This is a genomic window from Nitrospirillum amazonense (genome assembly GCF_007828035.1).
GTDB lineage: Bacteria > Pseudomonadota > Alphaproteobacteria > Azospirillales > Azospirillaceae > Nitrospirillum > Nitrospirillum amazonense.
The window spans coordinates 157,291-173,391 of the sequence record NZ_VITV01000003.1 but is presented as its reverse complement, the minus strand read 5'-3'; the positions used below and the strand labels follow the sequence as shown (position 1 = coordinate 173,391).

General features: G+C 68.1%; 18 protein-coding genes. 7 read left to right on the top strand and 11 right to left on the bottom strand.

Annotated elements, in window-relative coordinates; all coding sequences use genetic code 11:
* Nucleotides 1–154: 154 nt before the first annotated feature.
* Entirely contained in the window at nt 155–928 is a 774-nt protein-coding gene (locus tag FBZ87_RS08740; protein ID WP_145609965.1) for an alpha/beta hydrolase, read from the top strand.
* Nucleotides 929–946: 18 nt separating this feature from the next.
* On the opposite strand, the gene FBZ87_RS08735 is transcribed toward FBZ87_RS08740, so the two are convergent.
* From FBZ87_RS08735 to FBZ87_RS08720, 4 genes are all read right to left on the bottom strand, one after another.
* Nucleotides 947–1,177 carry a hypothetical protein gene (locus FBZ87_RS08735; RefSeq protein ID WP_145609964.1) on the bottom strand — a complete coding sequence of 77 codons (231 nt, stop codon included), beginning with the start codon at nt 1,175–1,177 and terminating at the stop codon, nt 947–949.
* 72 nt (nt 1,178–1,249) lie between these two features.
* On the bottom strand, nt 1,250–1,936 hold the full coding sequence (plsY, locus tag FBZ87_RS08730) for a glycerol-3-phosphate 1-O-acyltransferase PlsY (protein WP_246134308.1): 687 nt from the start codon (nt 1,934–1,936) through the stop codon (nt 1,250–1,252).
* On the bottom strand, nt 1,936–3,234 hold the full coding sequence (gene pyrC / locus FBZ87_RS08725; protein WP_145609963.1) for a dihydroorotase: 1,299 nt from the start codon (nt 3,232–3,234) through the stop codon (nt 1,936–1,938). The genes plsY and pyrC overlap by 1 nt, the downstream gene beginning before the upstream one ends.
* Nucleotides 3,235–3,291: 57 nt before the next feature.
* Nucleotides 3,292–4,230: an aspartate carbamoyltransferase catalytic subunit gene (locus FBZ87_RS08720; protein WP_145609962.1), complete on the bottom strand. Its 939-nt coding sequence runs from the start codon at nt 4,228–4,230 to the stop codon at nt 3,292–3,294.
* Between the two features lie 483 nt (nt 4,231–4,713).
* Here FBZ87_RS08720 and FBZ87_RS08715 point away from each other — a divergent pair, with 483 nt between their 5' ends.
* Complete coding sequence (locus tag FBZ87_RS08715; RefSeq protein ID WP_145609961.1) at nt 4,714–5,874, top strand: hypothetical protein; 1,161 nt, start codon at nt 4,714–4,716, stop codon at nt 5,872–5,874.
* 33 nt (nt 5,875–5,907) lie between these two features.
* Here FBZ87_RS08715 and gor read toward each other — a convergent pair whose 3' ends face one another.
* Nucleotides 5,908–7,272 (bottom strand): glutathione-disulfide reductase, encoded by a 1,365-nt coding sequence (gene gor / locus FBZ87_RS08710; protein WP_145609960.1) that lies wholly within the window; start codon nt 7,270–7,272, stop codon nt 5,908–5,910.
* A 194-nt stretch (nt 7,273–7,466) separates the two neighbouring features.
* Between gor and FBZ87_RS08705 the strand changes: the two genes are divergently transcribed.
* The 3 genes from FBZ87_RS08705 to FBZ87_RS08695 are packed head-to-tail and all read left to right on the top strand — an operon-like array spanning nt 7,467 to nt 10,627.
* On the top strand, nt 7,467–8,576 hold the full coding sequence (locus FBZ87_RS08705) for a branched-chain amino acid ABC transporter substrate-binding protein (protein WP_145609959.1): 1,110 nt from the start codon (nt 7,467–7,469) through the stop codon (nt 8,574–8,576).
* 39 nt (nt 8,577–8,615) lie between these two features.
* Nucleotides 8,616–9,731: a branched-chain amino acid ABC transporter substrate-binding protein gene (locus FBZ87_RS08700; protein WP_145609958.1), complete on the top strand. Its 1,116-nt coding sequence runs from the start codon at nt 8,616–8,618 to the stop codon at nt 9,729–9,731.
* A gap of 29 nt (nt 9,732–9,760) precedes the next feature.
* The gene (locus tag FBZ87_RS08695; protein WP_186454659.1) at nt 9,761–10,627 is read left to right on the top strand and encodes a serine hydrolase domain-containing protein; all 867 of its coding nucleotides are present in this window, start codon (nt 9,761–9,763) and stop codon (nt 10,625–10,627) included.
* A gap of 46 nt (nt 10,628–10,673) precedes the next feature.
* On the opposite strand, the gene FBZ87_RS08690 is transcribed toward FBZ87_RS08695, so the two are convergent.
* Nucleotides 10,674–11,345, bottom strand: coding sequence for an SCO family protein (locus tag FBZ87_RS08690; protein WP_186454658.1), 672 nt, complete (start codon nt 11,343–11,345; stop codon nt 10,674–10,676).
* Nucleotides 11,346–11,533: 188 nt separating this feature from the next.
* On the opposite strand from FBZ87_RS08690, the gene FBZ87_RS08685 reads away from it, so the two are divergent.
* Nucleotides 11,534–11,998, top strand: a complete 465-nt coding sequence (locus FBZ87_RS08685) for a HEAT repeat domain-containing protein (RefSeq protein ID WP_145609955.1) — start codon at nt 11,534–11,536, stop codon at nt 11,996–11,998.
* A 23-nt stretch (nt 11,999–12,021) separates the two neighbouring features.
* On the opposite strand, the gene FBZ87_RS08680 is transcribed toward FBZ87_RS08685, so the two are convergent.
* Nucleotides 12,022–12,312 (bottom strand): DUF1330 domain-containing protein, encoded by a 291-nt coding sequence (locus tag FBZ87_RS08680; RefSeq protein WP_145609954.1) that lies wholly within the window; start codon nt 12,310–12,312, stop codon nt 12,022–12,024.
* A 65-nt stretch (nt 12,313–12,377) separates the two neighbouring features.
* On the opposite strand from FBZ87_RS08680, the gene FBZ87_RS08675 reads away from it, so the two are divergent.
* Nucleotides 12,378–12,869 carry a MarR family winged helix-turn-helix transcriptional regulator gene (locus tag FBZ87_RS08675; RefSeq protein ID WP_145609953.1) on the top strand — a complete coding sequence of 164 codons (492 nt, stop codon included), beginning with the start codon at nt 12,378–12,380 and terminating at the stop codon, nt 12,867–12,869.
* On the opposite strand, the gene scpB is transcribed toward FBZ87_RS08675, so the two are convergent.
* The 4 genes from scpB to nagZ are packed head-to-tail and all read right to left on the bottom strand — an operon-like array spanning nt 12,866 to nt 16,099.
* A complete protein-coding gene (gene scpB / locus FBZ87_RS08670; protein WP_246134307.1) occupies nt 12,866–13,519 on the bottom strand; it encodes an SMC-Scp complex subunit ScpB in 654 nt (217 codons plus the stop codon). The genes FBZ87_RS08675 and scpB overlap by 4 nt on opposite strands.
* Nucleotides 13,516–14,367 (bottom strand): segregation and condensation protein A, encoded by an 852-nt coding sequence (locus FBZ87_RS08665; protein ID WP_145609952.1) that lies wholly within the window; start codon nt 14,365–14,367, stop codon nt 13,516–13,518. The genes scpB and FBZ87_RS08665 overlap by 4 nt, the downstream gene beginning before the upstream one ends.
* Nucleotides 14,367–15,059 carry a site-2 protease family protein gene (locus FBZ87_RS08660; protein ID WP_145609951.1) on the bottom strand — a complete coding sequence of 231 codons (693 nt, stop codon included), beginning with the start codon at nt 15,057–15,059 and terminating at the stop codon, nt 14,367–14,369. The genes FBZ87_RS08665 and FBZ87_RS08660 overlap by 1 nt, the downstream gene beginning before the upstream one ends.
* A gap of 5 nt (nt 15,060–15,064) precedes the next feature.
* Nucleotides 15,065–16,099 carry a beta-N-acetylhexosaminidase gene (nagZ, locus tag FBZ87_RS08655; protein ID WP_145609950.1) on the bottom strand — a complete coding sequence of 345 codons (1,035 nt, stop codon included), beginning with the start codon at nt 16,097–16,099 and terminating at the stop codon, nt 15,065–15,067.
* Nucleotides 16,100–16,101: the final 2 nt, after the last annotated feature.

Genomic DNA, 16,101 nt, shown 5'->3' with positions numbered 1-16,101 from the left:
TTCGCCGGCGGGGGCCGGATTGTTACGCGGCGGCTCGAAAAAATTTTCTCAAAAAAAATTCCGCGGGCGCTGTTACGCCCGGGGCCGGGCCGCCGAAGACAGGAAAGAGGCCACAGCGCTTCCCCCTGTTCGATCCCATGCTAGGAGACCCGCCATGTTTCGCAAGCTGTCCTTTGTCGCCGCCCTCGCCCTGACCGCGTCCACCGTTGCCCTGCCTGCCGCCGCGGCCACCACCCCGGCGGCTCCGGCCCCCGTCCATAACGTCGTGCTGGTGCACGGCGCCTGGGCCGATGGATCCAGCTGGAACGAGGTCATCAAGATCCTGCAGGCGAAGGGACTGCATGTCACGGCCGTGCAGAACCCGTTGACCTCGTTGGCTGAGTCGGACGCCGCCACCCGCGCTGTGCTGGCGCAGCAGGATGGTCCCACCGTGCTGGTGGCCCATTCCTGGGGCGGCACGGTGATCAGCGATGTGGGCACCGACCCGAAGGTCACGGCCCTGGTCTATGTCGCCGCCCGCGCCCCGGATGCGAACGAGGACTTCGTGGCCCTTTCGGCCAAGTTCCCCACCATGCCCGTGCGGGCGGAGGTGCAGAACCATGACGGCATGACCGTCATCTCGGAAAAGGGCTTCCTGGACTACTTCGCCAACGGTGTCGCCCCGGCGCAGGCCAAGGCGCTGTATGCCGAACAGGGCCCGACGGCCGCCAGCATCTTCGCGGGCCGCACCACCGCCGCCGCCTGGCATGACAAGCCCAGCTACTATGCGGTGTCCAAGCAGGACCTGACCATCTCCCCCGACCTGGAGCGTTTCCTGGCCAAGCGCATGAACGCGGACACCATCGAGGTCGACGGCGGCCATCTGACCCTAGTGTCGCACGCGCAGGAAATCGCCGGCCTGATCCTGAAGGCCGCCGGCCAGGGCTGAGGTGTGGATGCCGTGAGGCTAGCGGCTGTGGTGCCCCGGCGCATCCGGCCGCTTCCTCGGGGACTCACGTTCCTCTTCCCGCTTGTCCACCGACGGGGCACCCTCGGGCTGAGGCACCTCGTGCGGGATGGGCGGGAAGATGTCCGGCGTGGGGGAGCGCGCCTCTTCGATCGCCTCCACCACCTCTTCCAGGATGATGTTGCCCAGGATGCTGCCGGTATCGGCGTCCTTGTCCGTCTTCTTGCTCATCACCGTTCCTCCTCAAGGGGACATCCTTGACATAAGGATAGGCGCCCCGAGGTTCAAAGGGGCTGAGCTGGGTCAGCCTTCCTTCTTTTTCCCCTGTCCGATGCGGGGTTCCGTCCCCGCCAGCAGGCGTCGGATGTTGGCGTGATGGCGAATCCACACCAGCACCGCGATGGCAAGCGCCAGGGCGGCTTCCGCTCCACCGGCGCCGAAGTCGGCGGCGTCCGGCCACACCGCCGGCAGGAACCACGCGACCAGCGGCGCCAAGGCCAGGGCCACCAGGGCGGAGAGGGAGGAGATGCGGAACAGGACGGCCACCAGCAGCCAAGTCAGGCAGGCAATGACGCCCACCGGCCAGCAGGTGGCCAGCAGCACGCCCAGCGCCGTGGCCACACCCTTACCGCCCTTGAAGCCCAGCCACACCGGGAAGGTGTGGCCCAGCATGGCGCCGCCGCCGGCCACCAGGGCGGCCAGGTGCGGCGCGTCCGGCGACGGCAGGAAGCTCATGGCCAGGCAGTGGGCGACGCCCACGGCGATGGCGCCCTTGCCGCTGTCCAGCACCAGGGTGGCGGCGGCCAGGGGCTTGTTGCCGGTGCGCAGCACGTTGGTGGCGCCGATGTTGCCGGAGCCGATCTTGCGGATGTCGCCATAGCCGCCCAGATAGGCCAGCACCAGGCCGAAGGGGATGGAGCCCAGCAGGTAGCCGCCGGCCAGCGTCAGCAGCAGGGGCATCAGGGGCAGCGCCGCCGTGTCCATGGGCATCAGGCCGCCAGCTGGAAGACGGTGCGGCCATCCACCAGGGTGCGCAGCACGCGGCCCTGCACCGGGTGCTTGTCGAAGCAGCTGTTCTTGGACTTGCTGTGCAGCGCCTCGGCATCCACGCGCCAAGGCCGCTCGGCATCGAAGATGACCAGGTCGGCGGCGGCACCGGTGCGCAGGCGGCCCAGCCCCAGGCCCAGCACGGCGGCCGGCTTGACCGTGACGGTGGCCAAGGCGTCCAGCAGGCTCAAGTGCCCCTTGTGCACCAGATCCAGCGTCAGGGGCAGCAGCGTCTCCAGGCCCACGGAACCGAAGGCCGCCTGGGCGAAGGGCACGCGCTTGGCGTCCTGATTCCAGGGCAGATGGTCGCTGGTGATGCAGTCGATGGTGCCGTCGGCCAGCCCTTCCACGATCGCCTGGCGATCGTCCTCGGTGCGCAGCGGCGGCGACAGCTTGAAGAAGGTACGGTAGTCGCCGACATCCCGTTCCGTCAGGGTGAAGTACGGCGGGGCGGTGTCGCAGGTGACCTTCAGGCCCTTGCGCTTGGCGGCGCGGATGACGGCCACGGACTCGGCGGTGGAGATGTCGGCGGCGTGGTAGCGGCCGCCCGTGGCCTCCACCAGGCGCAGGTCACGCTCCAGCATGATGACCTCGGCCACGGCGGGAATGCCGGACAGGCCCAGCCGGGTGGCGATCTCGCCCGAATTCATGGCGCCGGTGGCCAGTCGCGGCTCCTGCGGGTGCTGCATGATGGGGCGACCCCAGATGCTGGCGTAGGCCAGCGCCCGCTGCATGACCAGGGCGTCGGCCACGGCCTTGCCGCCATCGGTGAAGCCCACCGCGCCGGCCTCGGCAAGCAAGCCCATCTCGGTCAGTTCCTTGCCGCCCAGGTCGCGCGTGATGCCGGCATAGGCGAAAACCTTCACCAGCTTCACCTCCCGCGCGCGGCGGGCGATGAACTCCAGGCCCGCCACATCGTCGATAACCGGGTCGGTGTCGGGGAGACAGGCAAGGGCGGTGATGCCGCCGGCCGCCGCCGCCTGGCTGGCGGTCTTCAGCGTCTCATTATCCTCGTGCCCCGGCTCGCCCACCTGGGCCCGCAGATCGACCAGGCCGGGGGCGACGCAGGCGCCTTCGGCGTCGATGATCTCGATACCGTCCGGCACGCCGTCCCGGAACAGGCCGGGGCCGTGATCGGCGATCTTGCCCCCGTCGATCAGCAGGGAACCGCGCTGGTCCAGGCGGCTGTCCGGATCCAGCAGGCGGGCGTTCAGGATGGCGGTGCGGGCGTGTGTGGCCATGGGGATGGTCCCGGAAGGTCGAGAGGCGGTGAGGCGGGGCGGAGACGGGGGCGCGCGTCAGGCAGGGTCGTTGCGGCCATGCCGGGTCAGGAGATCCAGGCAGGCCATGCGCACGGCCACGCCCAGTTCCACCTGTTGCAGGATGACGCTGCGGTTGATGTCGTCGGCCACCAGGCTGTCGATCTCCACACCGCGGTTCATCGGACCGGGATGCATGATCAGGGCGTCCGGCTTGGCCGCCGCCAGCTTCTCATAATCCAGGCCGAAGAAGCGGTAGTACTCCCGCACCGAGGGCACGAACTGCCCCTGCATGCGTTCCAGCTGCAGGCGCAGCATCATGACGATGTCGGCATCCTTCAGGCCGGTGGCCATGTCGTGGTGCACCTCCACGCTCAGCTCGCCGATGGCGCGGGGCAGCAGGGTGGGCGGCGCCACCACGCGCACGCGCGCACCCATGATGTTCAGGAGCTGTATGTTGGACCGGGCGACACGGCTGTGCAGGATGTCGCCGCAGATGGTCACCGTCAGGCCATCCAGGCGGCCCTTGTTGCGGCGGATGGTCAGCGCGTCCAGCAGCGCTTGGGTCGGATGCTCGTGCGCGCCGTCGCCGCCGGAGATCACGGCGCAGTTCACCTTGTCGGCCAGCAGCTTCACCGCGCCCGACTCCGGATGGCGCACCACCAGCACGTCCAGGTGCATGGCGTTCAGCGTGGTGGCGGTGTCCAGCAGGGTTTCGCCCTTCTTCACGCTGGAACCATCAACCGACATGTTGATAGCGTCGCCCCCCAGCCGCTTGGCCGCCAGCTCGAAACTGGTGCGGGTGCGGGTGGAGTTCTCGAAGAACAGGTTGACCACGGTCTTGCCGCGCAGCACGTCCGACTTCTTGTTGGGGCTGCGGTTCTGTTCGACGTAGGTGTCGGCCAGATCCAGGATGGTGTTGATCTGGGCCTGGCTCAGGCCTTCGATGCCAAGCAGGTGCCGGTGCGGAAAGCGCATGGGATCCCTAGGGCGGTCAGGGGGGACGGATACGCCCCCGCACGGGGGACGCCGCCGTATCGGGGCCGGACTATGGCCCCGCCGCCGCCCGCAGGCAAGAACGGGATGGCTGCCCGGCGGCGGACGCGGGGCGCGACCGCGCCACGGCCCCGCCCCTGCCCTCGACCATCCGCCCATTCAGCCACATAGGGCGCCCACTTACCTACGGGAAGCGATGAATTGTGACGAGTAATTATATTGGATTTGATGTAATTATTGCCGACAACACTAAAAATGGAGCAAACGCGTCCCCCACTCGCCCCACCCATTGAGTTAGTACTTTACTAGTACTCAATTGGATTTATGTTGATTGCCGGAAACAGGGTGGCAGCCCGGTTCCGCCCTTTCCATCGGCCGTCCAATTCGGGTGACGGACCGCATTACGGCTTTCAGGACGACCATATGCCGCTTGCAGTCCACGATGCGTCACCAGGCGCCGACCCCATGGCTTCGCCGCCGCCCCCCGCCCTGCCCCGTGCCATGCCGCTGCGCCCGGTCACGCTGGAGCCGCCCCGCGCCGACGGCATCTCCCACGCCGCCGCCGATCGTCCTGTTCGTGACACCGCCGCCTGGTCGGATGAAACCGACGCCCTGCATCTGCTGCCGCTGCACCTGCTGCCCTTGACCGTCAGCGGTCTGAAGCGCGCGCGCCTGGTGAAGACGGCGCGGCTGGAAACGATGGTGGAGCTGTTCCGCGACGCCCGCGCCGGCACCGGGCTCATCCAGATCGAGGGCCTGGGGCGGGAATTCGCCGCCGACAAGGCCTCGTTGGAACGCGATATGGCCCTGCTGCTGAAACTGGGCGCCGTGGCGTCGTTCGACGTCTACTCCCTGCGCATCGAGCTGCGTGCCCTGGGCATCGCGGTGGATGAGCACCAGCACCTGGTGCTGTCCCCGGAGAAGCAGGAAGAGCTGACCCATTACATGCAGGGCTTCACCCGCCCCCTGTTGCGCCGCGTCTATGGCGAGCAGGCGGCGCGGGTTGAGAACATGGGCGACCTGACCGCCCTGCTCTCCAGCCCCGACCGGGCGGAGACCCTGGCCAACCTGCGCCACATCGCCGGGCGGCTGGGCCTGAAGCTGACCGAGATTCCCGAATTCCTGGCGCAGTATGGCGACATCTTCCTGTCGGTCGCCTATTTCCGCAGCTGCCGCGACGGCGCCCATGCCCTGCTGGAGGAGTTCGGCCGCTGGCTGGTGGATCTGAAACGCGCGCCCCTGGTGCAAAGCGACAGCGCCGCCCAGCGCCTGATCACCACGGTGGATACCAGCCTGGACATCATCATGGCCCAGCTGGAGGGATGCTTCCGCAGCTTCGACCGCATGACGCGGCAGCTGTGGGATGACCTGTCCGCGGACGGCTTCCAGGCCATGCGGCGTGAGATCGAGGCGCATCACACCAGCGTCGGCGCCCTATGCTGCGGCCTGGCGGTGAAACTGGGCGGCTGGAAGCGCGCCTTCCCCACCGCCGGCCGGGGCGCCCCGGGGCAGAAGCTGGACTGGCTGCGGCAGGAAATGGTGCCGGGCATGGCCCAGCTGGTGGAAACCGGCCTGGCCGCCAACAGCCGGCGCACGCCCGTGGCGACCCAGGCCCGCCCGACCTGAGGTCAGGCCGGGTCACACGGGATCCGCCGTCCCTTAAACCGGGTCGGGCACCTTAGTCCGCAGGGTGACGAACTCTTCCGCCGCCGTGGGGTGCAGGCCGATGGTGCTGTCGAACACGGCCTTGGTGGCGCCGGCGTTCATGGCCACGGCAACGCCCTGGATCATCTCCGGCGTGTCGTCGCCGACTAGGTGACAGCCCACCACCCGGTCGCTGGCGCGTTCCACCACCAGCTTCATCAGCATGCGCTGGTCCCGGCCGGAGATGGTGTGCTTCATGGGCTTGAAGTTGGTGCGATAGATGTCGACCGCCGGATAGACGGCGCGGGCCTGTTCCTCCGTCAAGCCGCACGTGGCGACAGGGGGAATGGAGAAAACGGCGGTCGGGATGTTGTGATAGTTCACGCTGCGCGGCTTGTTGCCGTACAGGGTGTCGGCCAGCACATGCCCCTCCGCCGTGGCCACCGGCGTCAGGTTCACGCGGTCGGTCACGTCGCCCAGGGCATAGATGTTGGGCACGGTGGTGCGGTACTGGTCGTCCACCTTGATGGCACCGCGCTCGTTCAATTCCACACCCACGCGCTCCAAGCCCAGGCCGCGCACGTTGGGTCGGCGGCCGGTGGCGTAGAGCACGGCGTCCAATTCCAACGTCGTACCGTCGGACAGGGTGGCGACCAAGCAGCGGCCGGTCTTCTCCAGGCGTTCGATGGTGGTGCCGGGGCGCAGATCGACGCCGGCCTTGACCATCTCTGCGCCCAGGAAATCCCGCACATCCTCGTCAAAGCCGCGCAGCAGCTTGTCGCCCCGATAGATTTGCGTGGTGCGGGAGCCCAAGCCGTTGAACACACCGGCGAATTCCGTGGCGATATAGCCCGCGCCGACGATGGCGATATGTTCGGGACGCTTATCCAGGTGGAACACCTCGTTGGAGGTGATGGCGTAGTCGCGCACACCGGGCTTCTCCGGCAGTTCCGGCCAGCCACCGGTGGCGATCAGGATGCGCTCCGCCGTTACCCGCTTGCCGCCCACGTCCACCGTGTGCTCATCCACGATGGTGGCGCGCGCCTCGAATATGGTGGCGCCGGAATTCTCCAGCAGACGGCGGTAGATGCCGTTCAGGCGGGTGATCTCCGCATCCTTGTTGGCGATCAGGCGTTGCCAGTCATGGTCCTTGGCTTCCACGTCCCAGCCATAGCCGGCGGCGTCCTCGAAACCGGCCGAGTACTGAGCGGCGTAGACCAGGAACTTCTTGGGCACGCAGCCGACGTTCACGCAGGTGCCGCCCAGGTATCGTTCCTCCGCCACCGCCACGCGGGCGCCGTGACCGGCCGCGATTCGGCTGGCGCGCACCCCGCCGGAGCCGGCGCCGATGGTGAAAAGGTCGTAGTCATAGGCGGCCATGGCCGGAATCCCTGTGGTGGAAAGGGGGTGTTGCACGAACGGGCGTGCCCAGATGTCGTATCTTTTCCCATTCCGCGCAAGGGACGGCGACACATTGGAGTTGTGGCGCCAGGTGCGTGCTACCTTCGGCTCGGAACAGGGCGGGCCACCCATTGGGGTAGGGCCGCCGGCATCGGGAATGGGGGAATGGTGGCATGGTGCGCATGAAGGACCGCGTCGCGGCGATCGCGATCATGGTGGCGGCTGGCTTGTGGGCGGGCGCCGCCCGCGCCGAGATCAAGCTGGGACTGGCCGGCCCGCTGACCGGTCCTAACGCCGTGGTGGGTGAGCAGATGCGCCGCGGCACGGAACAGGCCATCGCCGACATCAACGCCAAGGGGGGCGTGCTGGGCGAGAAGCTGGTGCTGTCCAAGGGCGACGACGCCAGCAACCCCAGCCAGGGGGTATCCGTGGCCAACAAGCTGGTGACCGAGGGCGTGGTCGCCGTGTTCGGCCATTACAACTCCGCCGTCTCCATCGCCGCCGCCAAGGTCTATGCCGAGGAAGGCGTCATCCAGATCTCCCCCAACTCCACGAACCCGCGCCTGACGGAGATGGGCTACGCCACCACCTTCCGCACCTGCGGGCGCGACGACCAGCAGGGCCAGGTGGCGGCCGCCTACATCGCGCGCGTCTTCCCGAAGGCCCGCATCGCCATCGTCCAGGACCAGACGACCTATGGCAAGGGTTTGGCCGATGCCACGCGCGAGGCCTTGAACAAGCTGGGCAAGAAGGAAGTGTTGTATGAGGCGGTGACCGTGGGCGACCGCGACATGTCCGCCATCATCACCCGCATGAAGGACGCCCAGATCGACGTGGTGTTCTTCGGCGGCGTGCACACCGAGGGCGGCCTGCTGGTGCGCCAGATGGCCGACAAGGGCCTGAAGGCCCAGTTCGTGGGCGGCGACGGCATCATCTCCAACGAGTTCTGGGGCATCACCGGGCCCAGCGGCAACGGCGTGCTGAACACCTTCGGCCCCGATTACCGGCTGCGGCCCCAGGCCGCCGACGTGGTGAAGAAGTTCCGCGATGGCGGATACGAGCCCGAGGCCTACACCCTTTATTCCTACGCCGCCGTGCAGGCCTGGGCACAGGCCGCGACGGAAGCGAAGACCACCGATCCCACCAAGGTGGCGGCCGTCCTGCACAAATCCACCTTCCAGACTGTGATCGGCCCCCTGGCCTTCGATGCAAAAGGAGATCGCACCACTGCTGATTACACAGTTTACCAGTGGCGCGATGGATCCTATACCGAGGTCAAGTAGTGTGAATTAGCTTTCCCTCGGTTCAGGAATCACAGTTCAATGCGTGTCCCTTCCTTCGCGCGTGCCGCCGTCTTCGCCCTGCCCCTGCTGTCGATCAGCCTTCCCGCCCTGGCGGATATCAAGATCGGTGTCGGCGTCCCCTTGAGCGGCCGCCTGGCCGCCGTGGGTACCCAGCTGCGCCGGGGCGCGGACCAGGCCGTGGCCGACATCAACGCCAAGGGCGGCGTGCTGGGCCAGAAGCTGGTGGTGGATGCGGTGGATGACGGGGGGGAGCCGACGCAGTCGGTCGCCGCCGCCAACCGCCTGGTGACGGACCGCGTCGCCATGGTCATGGGCCACATGACCACCGGCACCACCATGCCGGCGGCCCAGGTCTATGCCGATGAGGGCGTCATCGTCATCACCCCCAGCTCCACCAGTCCGGAGCTGACGGCCCAAGGCTGGGACACGCTGTTCCGCACCTGCGGCCGCGACGACCAGCAAGGCCAGGTCATCGGCGCCTATCTCGCCGAGCATTACAAGGGCGGCAAGATCGCCATCGTCGACGACCAGACCACCTACGGCAAGGGCCTGGCCGACGCCGTGCGCGCCACGCTGAAGGCCAAGGGTGTGGCCGTGGCCCTGAACGGCACCCTGACCGCGGGTGAGAAGGACTTCAGCAGCATGGTCACCCGCCTGAAGTCGGCGGATGTCGACGCCGTGTTCTACGGCGGCCTGTATCCCGAGGCCGGGTTGCTGGTGCGCCAGTCCCGCACCGCCGGCCTGAAGGCGGCCTTCCTGGCGGGCGACACCCTGGCCAGCGATGAGTTCTGGACCACCGCCGGCGCCATGGGCGAAGGGGTCATGATGGCCTACAACGCCGACGTGCGGCAAAGCCCGGCCGCCAAGGAGGCGCTGGACAGCTTCCGCAAGAACGGTGGGGAGCCCAACATCTTCTCGCTCTACTCCTACGCCGCCGTCCAGGTCTGGGCCCAGGCCGCCGCCAAGGCGGGCAGCACCGATCCCAAGAAGGTGGCCGCTGTGCTGCACAGCGGCCAGGAGTTCATGACCGCTGTCGGCCCCGTCTCCTATGACGCCAAGGGCGACCGCAAGCAGAACGACTACGTCATCTACGCCTGGCACAACGGCGCCTACGCCCCGCTGGCGAAGCCGTAAATCCCGCGCACAAAGCCAGGATGGACAACATGGAGTCTGTTGCCCTTATCGATGCGGATGGAACCGTCACGGTAAGCGGCACACTGGATCCCGTGCCGTGGTGGAGCGTCACCAAAACCGTCCTGGCGATTGCGGCATTGCGCCTGGTTGAGGATGGCTCGCTTTCCTTGAATGGAAAAGTCGCTGGAGAGCCGTACACATTGGCGCACCTCCTGCGGCACGAGGCCGGGCTTCCCGACTATGGCGGCCTGGCCCGTTATCATGAGGATGTCCAGGCCGGCAAATCGCCATGGCCGGTCGGGCGCCTACTCCAGGCCCTGGATGTGAAGCGATCACGCTACCAACCTGGAAACGGCTGGGCATATTCGAACATCGGCTATCTTAAGGTACGGCAATTGATTGAGGAGGCCACCGGCCTATCCCTGGCCGACGCCCTCGATCGTCTGGTGTTCACGCCGGCGGGATTGACGACGGCGCGGTTGGCCACCCAACCGGCGGATCTGCACGACGTTGAGATGGGGCCCGCCGGGGCGGATTATCATCCGGGTTGGGTCTATCATGGCCTCGTCACTGGAACCGCCGCGGATGCGGCCAGACTGCTTAAGGGCTTAGCGGCAGGCGGCCTGCTGCGACCCGCAACATTTGCGTCGATGCTTGACCATCGCGCCCTTCCGGAACACCGGAATGAGATTTTCAAGGACCCGGCCTACGGGCTCGGCCTCATGTTGACTGCGGGTACGCCGCTGGACCATCCCATAGGACACCGGGGGGCCGGTCCCGGCAGCACCGTCGCAGCCTACGCCTACGGTCAAAGGGCGTGCGCCATCTGGCATGCATCGACCCAGAATCCCGACTTGGTGGTCGATATGGTCTTCCGGCGCCTGACACAGGGATAAAAGGTTCCCCGGCTGGTTTGGCCGACTGAGCCGGGACGGGTGGGGCTCAGTCAGCCGCCACCGGCAACCCCAGCGCATGCCGCACCTTGCCCTCCGCCGTGGTGGGCGGTTCGAAGGGGTTGATGGTGCTTCTAAGGTGGCCGTTGGGGTCCATCAGGAAGATGGCCGCGTTGTGGTCCATGCCGTAGTCCGTCGGGTGGGCATCGGGGGCCAAGGGCGTGCCATCGGTCGAAACCTTGCGGTACTCCACCTTGTAGCTGCCGGCGGCCTGGGCGATTTGCTCGGGCGTGCCGGTCAGGGCGGCGATGTGCGGGTTGAAATTGGCCATGTAGTCCTTCAGCACCGCCGTGGTGTCGCGCGCCGGATCGACGGTGATGAACAGCCCCTGGACCCGGTCGGCATCCGGCCCTAGGGCGTCCAGGATGACGCTCATGGACGCCAGGCCCGTGGGGCAGACGTCGGGGCAGTTGGTGTAGCCGAACATGACCATCAGGATCTTGCCGGCATACGTCTTATCCGTGACCGCCCTGCCGTCCTGGTCGGTCAGGGCGAAGGGGCCGCCGATGGCGGCCAGGCTGGTCACACCGTCCGGCTTGGGCGTCGTCAGCGGCCGGCCGATGACGCCCCAGGCGCCGATGGCGACGGCCCCCAGCACCAGGACGGGGCCCGCCCAACGCAGGATGGCGAAGCGGCGGGACGGTTCGGTCGGGCGGGACATGGCAGGCTCAAGGCAACCCAGGGCCAGGCCATTTGGAACCCGGCCGGGCGCCAGGTCAAGGTTCTCCGCCATAAGGTTCGCCGACCTCACGGTTCCCGGTGGCCCTTGCGCCTTTACAAGGGTGCCCCACACGACTATCCCGGCGGGAAAGGTGGCGGCCAGCCGGCGCGCAGCGAAAGGAAAAACGAATGGCCAAGGACTATATGCCCCCGTCGGACTTCCTGCGGGATCTGATCGACGAGGATGTGGAGATCGAGACGGACGACACGGCCACGATCAAGCGCCTGCTGTCCTTCTTCAAGGACCCCGACGCCGCCAACCGCGACTGGGCGGTCTTCCTGCTGGGCCAGTCCGAGGTCGATACCAAGGCCGTCCGCGACGCCCTGATCGGTGCCTTGAACGATGAGGATGACAGCGTGCGCGCCGAAGCCCTGGTGGCCCTGGCCCAGCGCGACGGCGACCTTGCCCGCCCCCACGTGCTGGAGGCGCTGAGCGCCGAGGGCGTCTACCCCACCGTGTTCGAGGCGGCGGCGCTGTGCGCCCATCCCGACCTGATCAAGCCCCTGCGCGGCTGGCTGAAGGCCACCGGCGACAAGGAGGTGGACCAGATGGTGGCGGAAGCCGTGGCGGCCTGCGAGGCGAGCGCGAAGTAAGGAGGGGCGCGCCGAGCAGGGGCTCAGGCGGTCTCGACGACGAACATCGTCGCCTGCTGGGCCTCCCGGCGTTCCGCCTTGATGGGGGCGTAAGCCTCGGACTCGTAGAACGCCAGCGCCTGGGCCAGCGTCGGAAACTCCAGCACGCCCGCCATCGGCAGCGGCATGTTATCGCCTTCCAGCACCTGCGCGACACGACCGAAGTACAGGATCCGTCCGCCAGCCTCCTGCAAGGCGGTCTGGAAGCGGGGGGCGAGAGCCGCCTGCTTGGCGGGGTCGATGATCCGTAAATTGATATGCACGTAAGCGGGCATGGCGCATCTCCCAATAATGCATATACATTATATGGCGCTGCGCGATTGTACAGGGGCCATTGGAGATGAGCGACCTCGACCGGGACGCCTTCCGGACCATCGCGGCGGAATGTCCGGGCTTTCAGGCCCGGGCAACCGCACGGGCGATCACGCGCTATCACAACGCCTGCTTCAGGCCCCTGGGGCTGACGGCCGAGCAATTCAGCCTGATGCTGGGAATCGGCGCGGCCGAGGGCGCCACATTGGTTGAACTCGCGCTCAACGCGGGGGTCGATACGACAACCCTTAGCCGGAATATCCAGAACCTGGAAAAGCGGGGCTGGGTCTGCGCCGATGGCGGGCGCGGCCGTGCGGGAAAGCGGCTCAGCCTCACGGCCCTAGGGCATCGTCTGCTGGCGGAGGCCATCCCGCTATGGCGGCAGGCCCAAGCGGAGTTGTCGCGGCGCCTGGGCAATGACCAACTTCAATTGGTGAGGCGGGCGATGGTAGAACTGGCCGTTGCCGTGGAGCCCTTACCGCCCAACGCTCCCGACGGCGCTGAACAGCCCGTGTCCTAATCCTCCGCGCTGTCCTCCACCGCCCGGGGCAGCGCCGCGTCGTCGCCGCGGGAGAACAGGGTGGTGATGGCGGGGCGCGCGTCCAGCAGGCCGGCGGCGCGCAGATCGTCCACGCCCGGCAGGTCGCGCAACGATTCCAAACCGAAATGATCAAGGAAAGCCGGGGTAGTCAGCCAGGTGAGCGGCCGACCCGGCGTCTCGCGCCGACGGCCCGGCTTGATCCAGCCCGCTTCCATCAGGATGTCCAGGGTGCCCTTGCTGGTGGCGACACCGCGGATGCTTTCGATCTCGGCCCGCGTCACCGGCTGGTGGTAGGCTATGATGGACAGCGTTTCCACCGCGGCGCGGGACAGGCGGGAGGTGACCTCCGTCTCCCGCTGCAGCAGGGGCGCCAGGTCCGGCGCCGTGCGGAAGGCCCAGCGGCCGGCCGCCGCCACCAGATGCACGCCGCGATGACTGTAATAGGCCTGCAGCTCATCCAGGATGCCACGCAGGTCGGCGCCCTCGCCCAGACGGGCGGCCAGCGCGGCCTCCTCCACCGGCTCGGCCGAGGCGAACAGCACCGCCTCCACCAGGCGCAGCTGTTCGGCGCGGCGGTCGAAGCTCTCTTCCAGCTCGGCGGGCGCCTCGGTGACGGTTTCGGCGGTCATGGCTCTTTATCCGGGGTCGGCGGTGCGGCGGGCGTATCGGTGCGGCGAACGTACAGGGGGCCGAAGGTCCCGTCCTGCCGCACCTCCAGCTGACCGGCCTTGGCCAGCTCCAGGGTGGCGACGAAGGTCGCCGCCAGCGCGGACCGGGCCTTCAGCTTGTCCTCCCGGCTGGTGCCTCCGCCGCGCCAGTCCGGCGGCAGGAAACGGTCCAGGCGGGTCCAGTCCGGCAGGCGGCCCAGCATGGCCTCCACCCGACGGATGGCGTCCTCAATGGTGAACAGATCCACCGGCGGCAGGTGCAGCGGACCAGTCTTCTGCTGCCGGCGCTTGATGTCGCCATAGGCCCGCAGCAGGTCGTAGAGCGTTACCTCCGTGACCCGGCGTTCGAACACCGGCAAATCTTCGGGTGCGCCCCGGGGAAAGACGTCGCGGCCCAGGCGCGGCCGCGCCATCAGGCGGGCGGCCGCGTTCTGCATGGCCTCCAGACGCTGCAGCTGGAAGGCCAGGGCCTGGGCCAGCTCCTCGCCCGTCGGCTCCTCCGTCTCGGGCGTGGGCAGCAGCAGGCGGGATTTGAGATAGGCCAGCCAGGCGGCGGTCACCAGATAATCGGCCGCCACCTCCAGTCGCAGGCGCCGCGCCTCCTCGACGAAGGCCAGATACTGTTCGGCCAGGGCCAGGATGGAGATGCGGGTGAGGTCGACCTTCTGGTCGCGCGCCAGGGTCAGCAGCAGGTCGATGGGGCCTTCGAATTCCCCGAGGTCGACCAGCAGGGCGGGCTCCCCCTCCCCCGCCGGGTCAAGGGCGGGGGCGGCGCTCCAGTCCTCATCCGGGCCCCGCGCGTCGGCCATCAGCTCAGTCCCGTCACCGTGGCGATCACGTTCCACAAGCCGCTGGTCGGCCACCGCACCAGCCACATATAGGGGTCGTAGGCCGACAGGCCCATCTTACTGAAAAGATAGGGCAGCAGGAAAAAGATCGTCAGCAGGATCATGTTGCCGCGCACCTCCTGCGCCGCGAACCACTGCGCCTGACGATAGGGCAGCATCTGCTCGATGACCTTGCCACCGTCCAGCGACGGGAAGGGCAGCATGTTCAGCACGCCCAGCATCAGGTTGATCTGGATGCCCGCCACGAAGTTCTGCCCCACCCAGTCCGCCACTGAGGCCGGCAGCAGGAAAAGGGTGTGCAGCAGCAGAGCGAAGACGATGGCCAGCAGGAAGTTCATGCCGGGCCCGGACAGCGCCACCAGCGCCATATCGCGGCGCGGGCGGCGCAGCCGGCTCTGGGTGATGGGCACGGGCTTGGCCCAGCCGAAGACGAAGCCGGTGAACAGGAACAGCGTCGCCGGCATCAGGATGGTGCCGATGGGGTCGATGTGCTTGCCCGGGTTGAAGCTGACCCGCCCCTGGGAATAGGCGGTGTCGTCGCCCAGCTTCCACGCCACCCAGGCGTGGGCCGCCTCATGCAGCGTGATGGCTAGCACCATGGGGATGGCCATCACGGAGAGGCGGACGATCAGTTCCTGAATCGAGGTGTCCAAGGGGGTCAGTCCCAATTGCCGGCAAGGTCGATAAGGCGCGCGCGCCAGGCGGCGACGGTGGCCGCGTCGGCGTCGGTCGAGGCCGGTCGGCGGGCCTGGGCCCGGGCCCAGCGTTCCTGCGCCTGTTGCGACAGGCGGGGCACCACGGCGGCCACGGCGGCCATATCCTCCACCGTGCCGTTGCAGTGCAGGGCCACGTCGCAGCAGCCGTCGGCCACCACGGCGGCCGCACGCTCCGCCACCGTGCCCGACAGCGCCTGCATGTCGAGGTCGTCGCTGAACAGCAGACCGTCGAAGCCGATGAGCCCGCGCACGATCTTGGTGATGACCAGGGCGGAGGTGCTGGAGGGATGCCGGGCGTCCACCGCGGGGAACAGGATGTGGGCCACCATGCCCGCGGGCAGGTCGGCCAGGGCCTTGAAGGGGGTGAAGTCCACCGCCTCCAGCGTCGCCAGGTCCGCCGTCACCGTCGGCAGCTCCTTATGGCTGTCGGCCGTGGCGCGGCCGTGGCCGGGCAGATGCTTCACGATGGGCAGCACGCCGCCGGCAAGCAGGCCGTCCGCCTGGGCGCCGGCCAGCAGGGCGACCCGGGCCGGGTCGCGGCTGAAGGCGCGGTCGCCGATGACGTCGTGGGCGCCGGCCTGCGGCACGTCGGCCACCGGGGCGCAGTCCATGTCGATGCCCAGCGGCGCCAGGGTGGCGGCCAGCAGGCGGCCGTGCAGCCAGGCGGCCTCCTTGGCCACATTGTCGTCGGCGATGGCGCCGACGCGGCCGGCCGGCGGCAGGGACGGCCAGTGCGGCGGACGCAGGCGGGCTACGCGGCCGCCCTCCTGGTCGATCATGATGGGCGCGTCAGGCCGGCCCACGCTGTCACGCAGGGCCGCCGTCAGGGCCATCACCTGCTCCGGCGTCTCGCAATTGCGCCGGAACAGGATGAAGCCCAGGGGATTGGCCGCCGCGAACAGCGCCCGCTCCGCCTCGGTCAGGACGGGACCGGTGCAGCCGAAGATGACGGCCGCTGGAACGTTGGGGGTGGTCATCG

Excerpts from the sequence above, each read along its gene's own strand:
- plsY (WP_246134308.1), bottom strand. The coding sequence starts at position 1,936 with ATGCCCATGGACACGGCGGCGCTGCCCCTGATGCCCCTGCTGCTGACG.
- FBZ87_RS08675 (WP_145609953.1), top strand. The coding sequence starts at position 12,378 with ATGAGCGACCTCGACCGGGACGCCTTCCGGACCATCGCGGCGGAATGT.
- FBZ87_RS08720 (WP_145609962.1), bottom strand. The coding sequence starts at position 4,230 with ATGCGCTTTCCGCACCGGCACCTGCTTGGCATCGAAGGCCTGAGCCAG.
- scpB (WP_246134307.1), bottom strand. The coding sequence starts at position 13,519 with ATGACCGCCGAAACCGTCACCGAGGCGCCCGCCGAGCTGGAAGAGAGC.
- FBZ87_RS08700 (WP_145609958.1), top strand. The coding sequence starts at position 8,616 with ATGCGTGTCCCTTCCTTCGCGCGTGCCGCCGTCTTCGCCCTGCCCCTG.
- nagZ (WP_145609950.1), bottom strand. The coding sequence starts at position 16,099 with ATGACCACCCCCAACGTTCCAGCGGCCGTCATCTTCGGCTGCACCGGT.
- FBZ87_RS08665 (WP_145609952.1), bottom strand. The coding sequence starts at position 14,367 with ATGGCCGACGCGCGGGGCCCGGATGAGGACTGGAGCGCCGCCCCCGCC.
- FBZ87_RS08690 (WP_186454658.1), bottom strand. The coding sequence starts at position 11,345 with ATGTCCCGCCCGACCGAACCGTCCCGCCGCTTCGCCATCCTGCGTTGG.
- FBZ87_RS08695 (WP_186454659.1), top strand. The coding sequence starts at position 9,761 with ATGGAGTCTGTTGCCCTTATCGATGCGGATGGAACCGTCACGGTAAGC.
- FBZ87_RS08680 (WP_145609954.1), bottom strand. The coding sequence starts at position 12,312 with ATGCCCGCTTACGTGCATATCAATTTACGGATCATCGACCCCGCCAAG.
- FBZ87_RS08685 (WP_145609955.1), top strand. The coding sequence starts at position 11,534 with ATGGCCAAGGACTATATGCCCCCGTCGGACTTCCTGCGGGATCTGATC.
- FBZ87_RS08740 (WP_145609965.1), top strand. The coding sequence starts at position 155 with ATGTTTCGCAAGCTGTCCTTTGTCGCCGCCCTCGCCCTGACCGCGTCC.
- gor (WP_145609960.1), bottom strand. The coding sequence starts at position 7,272 with ATGGCCGCCTATGACTACGACCTTTTCACCATCGGCGCCGGCTCCGGC.
- FBZ87_RS08705 (WP_145609959.1), top strand. The coding sequence starts at position 7,467 with ATGGTGCGCATGAAGGACCGCGTCGCGGCGATCGCGATCATGGTGGCG.
- FBZ87_RS08715 (WP_145609961.1), top strand. The coding sequence starts at position 4,714 with ATGGCTTCGCCGCCGCCCCCCGCCCTGCCCCGTGCCATGCCGCTGCGC.
- FBZ87_RS08735 (WP_145609964.1), bottom strand. The coding sequence starts at position 1,177 with ATGAGCAAGAAGACGGACAAGGACGCCGATACCGGCAGCATCCTGGGC.
- pyrC (WP_145609963.1), bottom strand. The coding sequence starts at position 3,234 with ATGGCCACACACGCCCGCACCGCCATCCTGAACGCCCGCCTGCTGGAT.